This window comes from Listeria grandensis FSL F6-0971, assembly GCF_000525835.1.
GTDB lineage: Bacteria > Bacillota > Bacilli > Lactobacillales > Listeriaceae > Listeria_A > Listeria_A grandensis.
Map to the genome: position 1 here is coordinate 1 of NZ_AODD01000015.1, position 14,632 is coordinate 14,632.

The 14,632-nt window shown below is 39.8% G+C and carries 6 protein-coding genes, 14 tRNA genes and 2 pseudogenes; 21 read left to right on the top strand and 1 reads right to left on the bottom strand.

Annotated features, from left to right (window positions below):
* Positions 1 to 69 precede the first annotated feature (69 nt).
* The 18 genes and pseudogenes from PGRAN_RS09800 (at position 70) to PGRAN_RS09885 (ending at position 6,063) form a co-directional block, all read left to right on the top strand.
* Positions 70 to 145, top strand: a tRNA-Asn gene (locus PGRAN_RS09800).
* A 4-nt stretch (positions 146 to 149) separates the two neighbouring features.
* Positions 150 to 238, top strand: a tRNA-Ser gene (locus PGRAN_RS09805).
* A 36-nt stretch (positions 239 to 274) separates the two neighbouring features.
* A tRNA-Glu gene (locus PGRAN_RS09810) sits at positions 275 to 346 on the top strand.
* Between the two features lie 8 nt (positions 347 to 354).
* Positions 355 to 430, top strand: a tRNA-Val gene (locus tag PGRAN_RS09815).
* A gap of 21 nt (positions 431 to 451) precedes the next feature.
* Positions 452 to 525: transfer RNA gene (locus PGRAN_RS09820), tRNA-Met, on the top strand.
* Positions 526 to 558: 33 nt separating this feature from the next.
* A tRNA-Asp gene (locus tag PGRAN_RS09825) sits at positions 559 to 634 on the top strand.
* A gap of 4 nt (positions 635 to 638) precedes the next feature.
* Positions 639 to 711, top strand: a tRNA-Phe gene (locus PGRAN_RS09830).
* Positions 712 to 722: 11 nt separating this feature from the next.
* Positions 723 to 806 (top strand) — tRNA-Tyr (locus tag PGRAN_RS09835).
* A gap of 9 nt (positions 807 to 815) precedes the next feature.
* Positions 816 to 889: transfer RNA gene (locus PGRAN_RS09840), tRNA-Trp, on the top strand.
* Between the two features lie 20 nt (positions 890 to 909).
* Positions 910 to 985, top strand: a tRNA-His gene (locus PGRAN_RS09845).
* A gap of 18 nt (positions 986 to 1,003) precedes the next feature.
* Positions 1,004 to 1,075: transfer RNA gene (locus tag PGRAN_RS09850), tRNA-Gln, on the top strand.
* A 5-nt stretch (positions 1,076 to 1,080) separates the two neighbouring features.
* Positions 1,081 to 1,152, top strand: a tRNA-Gly gene (locus PGRAN_RS09855).
* A gap of 16 nt (positions 1,153 to 1,168) precedes the next feature.
* Positions 1,169 to 1,242: transfer RNA gene (locus tag PGRAN_RS09860), tRNA-Cys, on the top strand.
* Between the two features lie 40 nt (positions 1,243 to 1,282).
* A tRNA-Leu gene (locus tag PGRAN_RS09865) sits at positions 1,283 to 1,366 on the top strand.
* 682 nt (positions 1,367 to 2,048) lie between these two features.
* Positions 2,049 to 2,801, top strand: coding sequence for a DeoR/GlpR family DNA-binding transcription regulator (locus PGRAN_RS09870; RefSeq protein WP_036066823.1), 753 nt, complete (start codon positions 2,049 to 2,051; stop codon positions 2,799 to 2,801).
* Positions 2,798 to 3,710: pseudogene (gene pfkB, locus PGRAN_RS09875) on the top strand (1-phosphofructokinase). Before PGRAN_RS09870 ends, pfkB begins: the two are co-directional and overlap by 4 nt.
* 14 nt (positions 3,711 to 3,724) lie before the next feature.
* Positions 3,725 to 5,599 (top strand): PTS fructose transporter subunit IIABC, encoded by a 1,875-nt coding sequence (locus PGRAN_RS09880; protein WP_036066825.1) that lies wholly within the window; start codon positions 3,725 to 3,727, stop codon positions 5,597 to 5,599.
* Between the two features lie 118 nt (positions 5,600 to 5,717).
* Positions 5,718 to 6,063, top strand: a pseudogene (locus PGRAN_RS09885) (helix-turn-helix domain-containing protein).
* Between the two features lie 47 nt (positions 6,064 to 6,110).
* Here the strand turns inward: PGRAN_RS09885 and PGRAN_RS09890 are convergent.
* Positions 6,111 to 6,764: a competence protein ComK gene (locus PGRAN_RS09890; RefSeq protein ID WP_065427915.1), complete on the bottom strand. Its 654-nt coding sequence runs from the start codon at positions 6,762 to 6,764 to the stop codon at positions 6,111 to 6,113.
* 271 nt (positions 6,765 to 7,035) lie between these two features.
* Here PGRAN_RS09890 and PGRAN_RS09895 point away from each other — a divergent pair, with 271 nt between their 5' ends.
* From PGRAN_RS09895 to addA, 3 genes are all read left to right on the top strand, one after another.
* Positions 7,036 to 7,269 (top strand): IDEAL domain-containing protein, encoded by a 234-nt coding sequence (locus tag PGRAN_RS09895; RefSeq protein WP_036066830.1) that lies wholly within the window; start codon positions 7,036 to 7,038, stop codon positions 7,267 to 7,269.
* Between the two features lie 165 nt (positions 7,270 to 7,434).
* Complete coding sequence (gene addB / locus PGRAN_RS09900; RefSeq protein ID WP_036066832.1) at positions 7,435 to 10,908, top strand: helicase-exonuclease AddAB subunit AddB; 3,474 nt, start codon at positions 7,435 to 7,437, stop codon at positions 10,906 to 10,908.
* Positions 10,905 to 14,630 carry a helicase-exonuclease AddAB subunit AddA gene (gene addA, locus PGRAN_RS09905; protein WP_036066834.1) on the top strand — a complete coding sequence of 1,242 codons (3,726 nt, stop codon included), beginning with the start codon at positions 10,905 to 10,907 and terminating at the stop codon, positions 14,628 to 14,630. The genes addB and addA overlap by 4 nt, the downstream gene beginning before the upstream one ends.
* Positions 14,631 to 14,632: the final 2 nt, after the last annotated feature.

Below are 14,632 nucleotides of genomic sequence, written 5' to 3' on the forward strand. Positions count from 1 at the left end.
TTTTCAGCGCCGATGGTAGTAGGGGGCTTCCCCCCTGTGAGAGTAGGTCGTCGCCGGGCAATGTATTATTCCACAGTAGCTCAGTTGGTAGAGCAATCGGCTGTTAACCGATCGGTCGCAAGTTCGAGTCTTGCCTGTGGAGCCATTATGGAGAGCTGTCCGAGTGGCCGAAGGAGCACGATTGGAAATCGTGTAGGCGGTGAAAGCTGTCTCAAGGGTTCAAATCCCTTGCTCTCCGTTCTCTACTACAGATTTCTCATTATTATATTATCATGGCCCGTTGGTCAAGCGGTTAAGACACCGCCCTTTCACGGCGGTAACACGGGTTCGAATCCCGTACGGGTCATTTTTAGAGGGGGCTTAGCTCAGCTGGGAGAGCATCTGCCTTACAAGCAGAGGGTCAGCGGTTCGATCCCGTTAGCCCCCACCATTTATTTATGAATTATATCGTCGCGGGGTGGAGCAGTCTGGTAGCTCGTCGGGCTCATAACCCGAAGGTCGCAGGTTCAAATCCTGTCCCCGCAATTAAAATTTTATATTTTAAATTTTTCTAATAGTGGTTCCGTGGTGTAGGGGTTAACATGCCTGCCTGTCACGCAGGAGATCGCGGGTTCAAATCCCGTCGGGACCGCCATTATGGCTTGGTAGCTCAGTTGGTAGAGCACTTGATTGAAGCTCAAGGTGTCGGCAGTTCGATTCTGTCCCAAGCCACCTTAATTTTTGGAGGGGTAGCGAAGTGGCTAAACGCGGCGGACTGTAAATCCGCTCCTTTGGGTTCGGCAGTTCGAATCTGCCCCCCTCCACCATATTTTTATAGGGGCATAGTTTAAAGGTAGAACTAAGGTCTCCAAAACCTTCAGTGTGGGTTCGATTCCTACTGCCCCTGCCAAAATAGTAAATTGAATAGTGGCGGGTGTGGCGAAGTGGTTAACGCACCTGATTGTGGTTCAGGCATTCGTGGGTTCGATTCCCATCATCCGCCCCATTTTTAATACTTAAACGATGGGCTATAGCCAAGCGGTAAGGCAACGGATTTTGATTCCGTCATGCGCTGGTTCGAATCCAGCTAGCCCAGTTATTGCGGAAGTAGTTCAGTGGTAGAACATCACCTTGCCAAGGTGGGGGTCGCGAGTTCGAACCTCGTCTTCCGCTTATTTTTCTTATGAATGGCGCCATAGCCAAGTGGTAAGGCAGAGGTCTGCAAAACCTTTATCACCGGTTCAAATCCGGTTGGCGCCTCCATTGAATTTTTCTTAAGAATACAGTATAATGATATTATTATGCCGGCGTGGCGGAATTGGCAGACGCGCTGGACTCAAAATCCAGTGATCTCACGATCGTGCCGGTTCGACCCCGGCCGCCGGTATCAAAGCACCCCCAACACCTTCAAAAGTGTTGGGGTTTTTGTTTTGATTCTATAGTAATTGCGGGGCAAAAAAGGGTACGATATGCCTCGTTGTTAAAAAGATAATATGTTTCTTTAGCTGTTTGTGGAGGAAATTGTTACATCTCAGAAAGACAGCAAATTAGTAGAACCAGTACCATTAACAGAAGATATTATTTAAAAATAATCTGTTAAAACAGAAATTATAGTTTATTTTTAATATGAGTGTAAAATGCTAAGAGAAATGGTTGATTATGTCTAATTAATAGACACAAATTAGACATAAATTTGTAAAAGAACAATAAAAATAAGGAAATTTTGATGTAAAATTTTGGATATATCGCACAAGATGACGTCAATTAAGTTCATGAGTGGCGTTAAGAATGCATAAATTAGGAGAAAAGAACTCTTTCAAAATCGTTCAATGACAAATAATAGTATAAAAAATTAATATATAGATAATTGTTTTGGAGATTAATGTATATTTTTAAAGACTACGGAAAAGATTGATTAAATAGTTCCGTGAAAAAATACCCTTAAAAAAATACCAATATCGGAATAATTGCCCGAAAGACATAGATATGAAAAAAATATATATATTTGAAAGAATTTGATTGACTGTGAATGTTTTTGGTGTTATTCTTATGGTGAATGGAGGGGTTATATGCTTAATGCGGAAAGGCATAACCTTATAATAGAACGACTAAAGCGCAATGGTAGCGTAAAACTAATGGATTTGGTTGAAGTTTCTGGATCTTCGGAATCAACAATTCGTCGTGATTTAGCGGAATTAGAAGAGATGGGAGTATTAAAAAGAGTGCATGGAGGAGCAATACTCGGTCAGGACCGAACTATCGAAATGAGCATGGTTGAAAAATCAGTCACAAACGTTCAAGCGAAAAAAGGAATTGCTGAATTAGCTGCTTCAACGGTTGTGGAGGGAGATTGCATTTATTTAGATGCTGGGTCTACAACCTTTGAAATGATTGATTTTTTGAGAGGGCGCAATATTACGGTTGTTACTAATGGCTTGATGCATGTAGAGGAGTTAGTTAGTTTAGATTTAGATGCGTATATTCTCGGTGGGAAAATGAAAGCGAGAACAAAGGCCATTATTGGGGCGATTGCTTTAGATAATATCGCAAATTACAGATTTGATAAGGCTTTTATAGGTGCAAATGGTGTCCATTTGATAGATGGTTATACAACGCCTGATATGGAGGAAGCCTTGCTGAAGCGCCGAGCGATGTCACTTGCTGATGAGACTTTTATTTTGGCGGATGCCTCTAAATTGCATCATAGCCACTTTGCCAAAATATTTGATTTAGCGGACGGAGTGCTTATTATGAATCAAGTAAAACCAGAAGAAAAATCAATACTCATGAAAAAGACAAATGTTTTGGAGGTACAAGAATGATTTATACAGTGACACTGAATCCGTCAATTGATTATATTGTAAGGGTAGAGGGGTTAAGGTTAGGTAGTTTAAATAGAATGGATAGTAATTTGAAGCTTCCTGGTGGTAAAGGCGTGAATGTTTCTCGTATTTTGAATCAATTAAGAATAGATAATTGCGCGTTTAGGCTTTTTAGGCGGCTTCACTGGTGATTTTATTCAAAAATGGTTAGAAGCGGAGGGAAGTAAGAGTAATTTTACAAACATAGCTGATGATACGAGAATCAATATCAAGCTTAAGCATGGTGAGGAAACGGAAATAAATGGTATTGGCCCTATTATTAATATGGCTGAGATAGCTTCATTTTTTGAAAAATTTGATGTAATGAAGCAAGGGGATATCGTTGTCCTATCAGGTAGTATACCACCTTCTATTGGAAGCGATTTTTATGATCAAATAATTGCAAAATGTGAGGCGATGGATGTAGCCTTTGCGATTGATACAACGGGTGATAGCTTACTGAATACCTTACGTAGAGGTCCTTTTCTCATAAAACCGAATCATCATGAACTAGCTGAACTTTTTGGTGTTACTTTTAGTGGGATAGAAGATATTATTTTTTATGGTAAAAAGTGTTTAGAGCTTGGTGCTAAGCATGTGATAGTATCGATGGCAGGTGATGGAGCACTGTTGTTTGTAGAAGATAAAGTCTATAGATCTAATACCCCAATTGGAGCGGTAAACAATTCTGTAGGTGCTGGGGATTCAATGATTGGTGGATTTATTGGCACTTATACAAAGAATCAAGATGTTTTAGAGGCGTTTAAGGTTGCTGTGGCTACAGGAAGTGCAACTGCTTTTTCTACGGATTTAGCAACATGTGAGGCGATACAAAAATTAATTCCAGAGGTTGAAATTACAGAAATTTAATTAGGGGGAACATGATGAAAATAACAGATATTTTGAGTCAGGATACAATGATACTTTCTTTAAAGGCGACAACAAAAGAAGGTGCTATTGATGAAATGGTTGCTAAGCTTGTTGAAACGGGGAAAGTGAATGATTCTACTCTTTTTAAAGCTGAAATAATGAAACGAGAGCAGGAGAGCTCTACAGGCATTGGTGATGGTATTGCCATGCCTCATGCAAAAACAAAGGCTGTTAGCAAGCCTGCTGTCGTTTTTGCAAAGAGTGAGAATGGGCTTGATTATGATTCTTTAGATGGTCAGCCGGCTTCTCTCTTCTTTATGATTGCAGCGACAGATGGAGCAAACCAAACGCATTTGGAAACACTTGCAGCTTTATCTAGATTGCTTATTCACCCTGATTTTGTTGAGAAATTGAGAGGGTCTACAAGTACCGATGAAGTTGTAGCTCTATTTGACGAAGCACAAGCAGAGGCTGAGGAACCAGAACTAAAGGAAGATAGCAGCTTATCGGACATACCGTTTGTTGTCGCAGTTACAGCTTGTCCTACAGGTATCGCGCATACATACATGGCTGAGGATGCTTTGAAAAACAAAGCTAAAGAAATGGGCGTGGATATCCGAGTAGAAACAAACGGCTCAGATGGTGCTAAAAATAAGCTGACGGCAGAAGAAATTGAAAGAGCGAGTGGTGTCATCGTTGCGGCTGACAAAAAAGTAGAGATGGCTCGCTTTGATGGGAAGCCGGTTTTAGAAACACCAGTGAGTGATGGAATTAGAAAACCAGAAGAACTGATCAATAAAGCCATTGCTAAAGATGCTCCAGTGTACCATCATAGTGGAGAAAAAGATAGTTCTTCACCTAATGGGCAACGCGTTTCTATCGGGAGTCGAATATATAAAGATTTAATGAACGGTATTTCTCACATGCTACCATTTGTTGTCGGTGGCGGTATATTATTAGCTTTTTCGTTCTTGTTAGAGCAATACTTCCCAAGTGCTAAGACATTTACCGATATGCTTGGGGCAATTAGTGGCGGCAAAACAGGCGCGTTTATGTTCTTAATTCCAATTTTGTCTGGTTTTATTGCAATGAGCATCGCAGATCGTCCCGGCTTAATGCCCGGTATGGTAGGTGGACTACTTGCGGCTACATCTGATGCTGGCTTTTTAGGAGGACTACTTGCAGGTTTCTTAGCAGGTTACGTCGTACTTGGATTAAAAGTACTTTGTTCTAAAATGCCTAAGACACTTGAGGGTTTGAAACCCATTCTTATATATCCTGTTTTAGGATTGCTTATTACGGGGGGATTAATGTATTTCATTTTTGATCCTGTTTTCTCAACGATTAATAAGTTTTTAGTAGATCAATTACAGTCATTAGGAACGGCTAATGCAGTTATCTTAGGAACTGTTTTAGGTGGCATGATGGCGATAGACATGGGTGGCCCATTTAATAAAGCTGCTTACACATTTGCGATTGGAGTTTTTACAAGTACAGGAAATACAGATGGTGCATTCATGGCAGCTGTTATGGCTGGAGGAATGGTTCCACCACTGGCGATTGCAATGGCAACAACTATATTTAAAAATAAATTTACATCAGATGAACGTCAAGCTGGTCTCACAAACTATGTTTTAGGACTATCTTTCATAACGGAAGGTGCTATTCCTTTTGCAGCAGCCGATCCATTAAGGGTTATTACTTCATGTGTAGTAGGGTCTGCAGTGGCTGGTGGGCTGACTCAATTCTGGGATATCAATGTTCCAGCGCCGCACGGTGGTATTTTTGTTGCAGGATTGGCTAATCATGCAGGGTTGTTCCTGTTATCAATCTTGATTGGGACAGTAATATCCGGACTTCTATACGGGTTTTGGAAAAAAGCGAAATAGGAGGAAAAGCTGCTCTAGAAATGGAGCAGTTTTTTTGTACGTTAAAGAAGTTTACACAATAATAGTCGAAATATCTGTAGTTCATTGCTATAATGAATGTATAGGAAGGGGTGAGGGTATGGATTTTGGAGAAAAATTAATAGCACTTAGAAAAAAAACATCGATTAACTCAAAAGCAGTTAGCAGTAAAGGTTGGTGTCACATCTTCTACAATTAGTAAATATGAGAATGATAATCATAGGCCACCTATATTTATTCTTGCTAAATTGGCGGAGGAGTTAGGGACAACAACGGATTTTTTATTGGATGATGTAGCAGGTCTTAGGGAAAAAAATTCAGTGAATGCTTTTCCTCTTATTGGGAATCCAGAGCTAGAAAAATGGTACTTAGAGTTGCCCTACTCCTATTCAGAAGAAGAACTATTACTTTTGAAAAGAATTTCGGAAGCGTTAGGAAATAATTAATTTTAGAAGAGGCAGCCACAAACCGGAAAAAGGTGACTGCCTCATTTTTATTTCTCTTCTTCGTCTTTTGTCTTCTTTTTTTGGTTCTCATCGCTAGAGAGGCTAAAATCAAGAAAATGATCATTGGCTTCTCGAACTTCGCTAATAGTATAAGGTTCTCGACTTTCTGCTGTAAGAGAGATAGGTGGGAACAATAGATTTGAGTACGGATACTCACTTTCCACGCTACGCATTTTTTGAGAGAATTTCATATGTAGCATGGAAACTCTGGCCATTTGATTGTTGAATGTAGCGAAAGAAACAGATAATTTTATTTTTTGTTTATTATTAAATAGGATAGTCGTACAGTTATAGTTGGAATCATAGTACTCTGAGATATGCTGTGGGAAGATCCAAATACAATCATCTCTTCCAGCTGAAGTTGTTGGGAAAGCATAGGTGAAGCTGGATGGATCAATCATGATTGGAGGCTTGTGAGTAACGCCTGTTAAGAAGCGTGTTCCTTCTTTTCGACCTTCATAGCTAGATCCAAAATATTGACAGCTTGTTTTAATTAGAAATAATGGGGTAAAACTAGATATACGATGATCGTTTAATTCAAAGATTTCTGATTGCACCCCTGATTTTGTTTTTAGAGGTAGGATTATCATGGTATGGGGATTGACCTCATACACTGGCATTTTCATTTTCTTGGACATAATGTCACTCCTTTGGATGTATAGTAAGTAGTGTAAATGCACCGAGTTAAGGTTGTGGAATATCCGGTTTGTTTTTGAAAAAAAACCTAGGTACACCTACTTTGAAGCTATCTGTCAGTGGTTCATCTCATTTGCTAGCTTGAGTATAGCACAGCTAATTCTCGAAGTCACTATTTTTTCTAAAAATTCTATTTTTATAAAGAATATGACTTTTTAACCCCTTATTCATACTTTTTCATCGTAGTAATAAAAAATTAAGAAGGAGTGATCAGTCATGGAAATGCGAGATTTTTCAAGTTCATTAGTTAATCAAGTTGGAGTTCTAAAAGGAGAAAAAGAGTTAGTGAATACATTTATTGAGTGCTACATGACAATGCTCCTTGATGAACATCGGATGCAACAAGTAAAGGATGAGATTGATGCAGCTCTAGATAATAAGGATAAAGAGAGATTTTATCTTTTAACAGAGAAATTAAACAAAATGCAGCAGGAAATGCTGGTTTTTTAAATAAACAAATCGGAAACTAGGGTCTTTTGGGCTCTAGTTTTTTTGTCATTTGTTGAAATTGAATTATAGTGATAGACTGAAACTAGGAATTTAAAATAAGTATGGTCGAGTTGGGTAATATGTGTTATGATATAAAAAACAAACATATGTTCGGTGGTGAGTGGAATGAGTTTACAGTTTATTATAGGGCGAGCGGGTACGGGAAAAACCAGGATGGTAATGGATCAACTAGAGGAACGAATGAATAGCACGGAGGAGGGGAATTGTGTTTTCTTAGTTCCAGATCAGATGACTTTGCAAACCGAGACGGTATTTTTTGAGCGTGAGAATATTGCAGGATTATTACATGCGCAAATTTTTAGTTTTAGTCGTCTAGCTTGGCGTATTTTACAAGATACTGGTGGCTTGGCTAGGACTTTTCTGACTGATTCTGGATTAGAAATGGTGATTCGTAAAATAATGCTTGAGAAGCAGGATGAATTAAAGTTGTTTGGGAGAAATGCTTCTAAAAAAGGATTTATTAAAGAGTTGGAACAGATTTTTAAAGAGATGAAACAATGCTGTGTTGAACAGGAACAATTGCAAGGTTTCGATAATGAAAGTAGCATTGATTTAAATAATAAAATGGCAGATATAGCAGTGCTTTATAAAGCCTATGAAGAAGTGCTAGCTGGGAAATATTTAGAGAATGAGGATTATCTGGGGCTGCTTGCGAATGCCATTTCTGGTAGTCAATTTCTAAGAGGGAGTAATATTTTTATTGATGGATTTCATGAATTTTCACCACAAGAGTATTTGATTTTAGGTGAACTATTTGCTACTTGTAAAAATGTGACGATTGCGTTGACATTGGACCAAGCCTATAGTATGAATAATTTGCAGGAGTATCATTTATTTCAACTAACAGGAATGACTTATGCGAACTTAAAAGAAATTGCGCAGAACAAAGCTTGTGAGATATTGCCTGATGTTGTTTTAAAAGATAATCATCGCTTTCAAAATGAGGATTTAACCTACTTACAGGAGCATTGGGGTATATTTTCTACGATGAAATTTGCTGGTGCTGCACCAAGTCTAGCTATCGATGAGGCCAATAATCGACGTGCAGAAATTGATGGGGTTGCGAGGCGTATTAGAGAGTTGGTATTAGAGGGGTATCGCTACCGAGATATGGCTATTTTACTTCGAAATGCGGATGCATATGAGACGATTTTAAAGGCTTCTTTGAGCACGAACGATATTCCTTATTTTATCGATAAGCAACGGACAATGGCTAATCATCCAATGGTTGAATTTCTTCGTTCTAGCTTGGATGTAATTCGCACTAATTGGCAGTATGAGTCTGTGTTTCAAGCTGTTCGAACAGAATTTTTCTTCCCTTTAGAGGTTAGTAGTAGTGCTTACCGAGGAAAAGTAGATATTTTTGAGAATTATATATTGGAGAATGGAATTTATAATAAACATAGGTGGATGGATAAGCGGTCTTGGACTTATCGGAAAATACGAGGGTTAGATTTGAAGCAAGGGGTACAAACAGATGATGAGAAGGCAAAAGAAGCTACGATTAATGAAGTAAGAGAGCAAATTAAAACGCCGCTAATGAGCTTAGAAAAACGATTGAAAGCTGCTAATACTGGCCGAGCACAGGCGAGTGCGCTTTTTGAGTTTATGTTGGATGTACAGGTTGATGGACGTTTAAATATGTGGCGTAAACGGGCGGAGGAGATGAATGAGCTTGAGTTAGCGAAAGAACACGAACAAGCTTGGAAGTCGGTTGTGGCTTTGTTGGATGAGTTTGTGGAGGTTATGGGCGATGAGGAGCTTCCGCTTGATATTTTCTTTGATATTATTAATACAGGACTCGATGCATTGGATTTTGCTTTGCTACCACCATCGCTAGATCAGCTAATTGTTGCTGATATGGATAGCTCAAGGCTGCTGAATATGAAGATTGTTTTTGCCGTAGGTATTAATGATGGCGTTTTGCCGATGAAGAAGATGGAGAGTGGTATTTTATCGGATGAGGATCGAGATTATTTAAATCAATCAGGAATTACGGTTCGGCCTAGTGGGAAGAATATGCTTTCGACGGAAGAGTTTCTTGCCTATCGTCTGTTTACGCTACCTTCAGAACGCTTGTTTTTGAGTTTTCCTAATGCAGATGATAATGGAAAGGAATTGTCAGAATCGAGCTATATTAGGCGTATAGAAGCGATTTTTCCAAAGCTTGAGAGAGGGCTTTATTTGAGTGATCCTTCTTTCTTGGATGATTCAGAGCAGGCGGCTTATATTTCAACACCAAGATCTGCAATTGCGCTCTTAACAGCACAAATGCAGCATAAGAAAAAAGGATATCCGATGTCTTCTGTTTGGTGGGATGCTTACGATTTTTTCCAATCTAATGACAAGTGGAGAAGCCCTGCTTTACGGATTTTAGAAAGTTTATTTTATCAAAATAAGGCTAAGAATATTTCCGAAGAAGCTTCAACTTCTTTATTTGGAGAAAATATTCATTCGAGTGTTTCAAGGATGGAACGATTTTATAGTTGCCATTTTCAGCATTTTGCGCAGCATGGATTGAAGTTGGAGGAGCGGGCGCATTTCAAGCTGCAGTCAGTGGATATTGGTGAAATATTTCATGGAGCTATGGAATGGATTTCAGCTGAACTCCGGAAGAATAATTTGGAATGGGGAGAGTTGTCAGTAGAGCAGTGCATGAAACTGGCGAAACTTGCTATGGAATATTTGGCGCCCAAGCTACAACATGAGATTTTGCTTAGTACAAAGAGGTTGGAATATATTCAGTATAAGCTCTTAAATATCATTATACGGGCTACACGTGTATTGAATGAGCAGGCTAAGACAAGTAAGTTTAAGCCTGTTGGATTAGAGGTTGATTTTGGGGTGAAGGGAGAAATACCACCTTTGAAATTACCACTTAATGATGGGCGAGAACTTATTTTACAAGGAAGAATTGATAGAATTGATGAGGCGGAACAGGGAGAACGGACATTTTTAAGAATTATTGATTATAAGTCAAGTGCACATGATTTACCGATGACCGAAGTCTATTATGGGTTAGCCTTGCAGATGTTGACTTATTTAGATATTGTTGTAGAGAATTCAGCGAAGCTTATTGGAAAAGTGGCAGAACCTGCTGGAGTGCTATATTTTCATATGCACAATCCGCTAGTTCATGCGGATAAAGAATTAACGGAGACAGAGATTGAGAAGGAATTATTGAAAAGTTTTCGGATGAAGGGATTAGTTTTGGATGATGCGTTGGCGGTATCGCTTATGGATACGGAGCTTGAGGCTGGTAAAACATCTTCGGTCATACCAACAGGACTGAAAAAGGATGGGCAATTTAATGCACATTCAGCTACGGCGACAAAGGCAGAGTTTGACACAATGCGGCAGTATGTGCGTCATCAATACACGAGGGCTGGGAATAAGATTATTGATGGGGAAGTCTCGATTAATCCTTATAAATTAAAGGAACGGACACCTTGTCAATTATGTGCATTTCGATCTGTTTGCCAGTTTGATGCCTCGCTTGAGAGCAATCAATATCGTAAATTAGAGAATCAAAAACGGGAAGATATTTTGAGGAAGATGCGTGAGGAGGGGCAGGAATGAAAAGGATGATTCCAGTAAAACCAGAGGACGTCACTTGGACGGATGACCAATGGAATGCGATACATGCAAGTGGCCAAAATATTCTTGTTGCTGCTGCTGCTGGATCTGGAAAAACGGCTGTTCTAGTGAACCGGGTAATCGAGAAAATTGTAGACCCAGATGCACCGATAGATGTGGATGAGCTACTTATTGTTACATTTACGAACGCTTCTGCTGCTGAAATGAAGGCTAGAATTGGCAAGGCTGTGGAGAATGCTTTGTTGCTTGATGAATCGTCTGCACATTTGAAACGGCAGATTGGCTTGCTCCACTATGCCTCTATCTCTACGCTTCATTCGTTTTGTTTAGATGTGATAAAAAAATATTACTATTTGGCGGATATTGATCCAGAATTTCGTTTGATTGAGCCTATTGAAAGTGCAATGGTGCGTGATGAGGTGATGGATCAGTTATTGGAGGAGCATTATGGAAATGCAGAGGATATTGCATTTTTTGAGTTAGTGGATACTTTTTCTGGTGATCGGTCAGATGATGATATTGGAAAAGTTGTTGGCGAACTTTATGATTTTTCACGAGCACACCCTGAACCTGAGGCATGGTTGAGTGCGATTCTTACTAACTATGATGTCGGTGAAATAACAGATGTGTCGGCTTTGCCGTTTTATTCGATTATTGAGAAGCAATTAAGTATGACGTTGCGACAGGCGGAGCATTTTTTGAAACATGCGATTTTTTTATGTGGTGAGTCAGCTGGTCCAGAGCTCTATTTAATGACACTTGAGAATGATTTGGAGCAAATTCGATTTTTGATGCAGGCACTTAAACAGAATTGGAAGAGTTTGACGGATAGTTGGAAGGCCACCAAATTTCAGCGGATTGCAACTTTGAAAAATAAAGAGTTGTATGATGAAGATTTAGTCGATCAGGTAAAGAAGCTTCGTGATCAGGCTAAAAAGGTTGTGACAGATGCAGGAAGTGAGTGGTTTACACGAGAGGGTATTCGGTATATTTCAGATTTAGAGAAAATGAAGCCGACCATCGAAACTTTAGTGGAGCTTACCAAAGAATTTTCGGTGCGTTTTTATAAGGAGAAAGTTTCGCGAGGAATGCTAGATTTTAATGATTTAGAGCATTTGGCACTGCGGATTCTGAGTGATCCAGAACAGGCAGGTGCTCCGTCTAATGCGGCAGTGGGGTACCAGGAGAAATTTAAAGAAGTTTTGATCGATGAATATCAGGATACCAATATGGTGCAGGAACGTATATTATCACTAGTTACGGCACCCTCAGAGGCAGAGGGCAATTTATTTATGGTTGGCGACGTGAAGCAGTCGATTTATCGTTTTCGGTTGGCGGAACCAGGTTTGTTTTTGGCGAAGTATCAGCGTTATACCAAGGCTGGCGATGGGACTGGATTGAAAATTGATTTATCACAGAATTTTAGAAGTCGCGGGGATGTGCTTGATACAACGAATTTTATTTTCAATCAGCTGATGGATACGGAAGTCGCAGAAATGGAATATGATGAGCAAGCGGAACTGGTTTTAGGTGCTCATTTTCCAGAGTCAGATAATACTCAGACGGAACTTATTTTGATTGGTATGGAGCAGGATGAAAAATCGAGTGAAGAGGATGAATTGGCGCCAGAACAGTTGAAAAAAAGGCAAGTAGAGGCGCGTTATATTGCGAAAAGAATTGCCACATTGATTGCTGATAAGATGCCTGTTTTTGATAAGAGATTGAAACAATACAGGCCGATAGAGTACCGAGACATCGTGGTTTTATCGCGAGCGCTCACGAGTGCACCTGATATGGAGGATGCGATGAAGGCGCTAGATATTCCGTTTTATGCAAACAATAATTCGGGATACTTTGAGGCGACGGAGGTTGCTATTATGGTATCTTTGCTCAAAATTATCGATAATCCATATCAAGATATTCCGCTAGCTTCTGTATTACGATCACCGATTGTTAATTTGGATGAGGATGCGTTGGCTCGCATTCGTGCCGCTGGGAAAAATAAACCGTATTTGGAAGCCCTAGAAATATACTCGGTTTCTGAAACGGGAGATTTGGCTTTGCGGGTACAGTCTTTCTTGAGACAGCTAAGCAAGTGGCGAGAGTTGTCTATGCGTGAGAACTTGGCAGATTTGATTGCGCAAATTTTTCAAGAGACGCATTTTTATGATTTTGTTGGTGGTTTACCTGGTGGAAAGCAGAGACAGGCGAACTTACGAGCATTGTTGGATCGTGCTAATCAGTATGAGAAGACCGCATTTCGTGGTTTATTTCGGTTTATCAGGTTTGTCGAGAGGTTACAGGTGAAGGGGCAAGATCTTGGAACTGCTAAAACGCTGGGAGAAAAAGAGGATGTTGTCCGCATGATGACGATTCATGCCAGCAAGGGCTTGGAGTTTCCTGTTGTATTTTTATCTGGATTAGATCGTAAGTTTAATATGCGTGACATTTATAATAAATATTTATTTGATAAAGACTTTGGCTTTGCAACACGGTATAATGATTCTGTAAAGCGATTAGTATATCCATCCATTATGCAACAAGCAATTAAGTATAAAAAGGTTGCTGAGATGATGGCGGAGGAAATGCGTGTACTATATGTAGCCTTGACGCGGGCGGAAGAGAAGTTGATTCTGGTTGGTACACTCCCAAATCTTGAAAAAGCGGTTACAGAGTGGGAACGTAATTTGATGTATCCGGATTGGATATTGCCAGCAAGTATAAGATACCAAGCGAAAAATTATTTACAATGGATTGGAAATGCTTTTGTAAGGCATCCGGATTATCTGGATCAGATGGAGAAGGGACTTTTACCTGATGCGGTCCGTTTACCTACGAATATGGGTCTGGTGATTAGAAAATATCATTACCAGGAATTTTTAATGGTGGACGAGGATGCTCGCTTGGATTCAAGTTGGATAGATATTGTGAAGTACGGGAAGGAGCCTGTGGAGCAATCACCTTATTTTGAGCAGATTCAGGAGCGCCTTTCCTTCCAGTATAGCTTTACAGAAGAAACGACCATCCGATCGAAACAATCGGTGACGGAAGTAAAGCGTCAATTTTCCATTTCGGATAGCTTTAGTGATACGCGATTTACGAGAAGTACGCAACCAGTATCGTTTGAGCGACCTAAATTTTTACAAGAAAAACAATTGACGGCAACGGAGCTTGGAACTGCGATGCATACGGTGATGCAGGCGTTGTCTTTAAACGAGAGGCCGACTGCAATAGGAATAGAATCATTGCTTGATGAACTTGTGTTAAAGGAGATTATGAATAAGGAGCAGGCGGCATCTATACAAGTAGATCTTATATTGAATTTCTTTGATAGTGCTTTAGGGCAACTGATGCTTGCCAACCCAGACTTTACTCAGCGGGAAATTCCGTTTAGTTATAAGATTCCTGCAAATCGTTTGCATCAAGATGTGGGTACGATGGAACAGATTATCGTTCAAGGGATGATTGATGTGATGGTGGAGCTTGATGATCAGCTTATTATTATTGATTATAAGACAGATCAGATAACTGGGAAATTTGAAAATGGCTGGCTTGGGGGAGAAGCTATTTTGAAGAAACGGTATCAGGTGCAGATGGATATGTATAAAGAGGCTATTGAGAAAATTAGTGGTAGACAAGTGGATCATGTTTATTTATACTTTTTTGATGGGGATCATGTTTGTGAGCTGATAGGGGGAAATTAGAA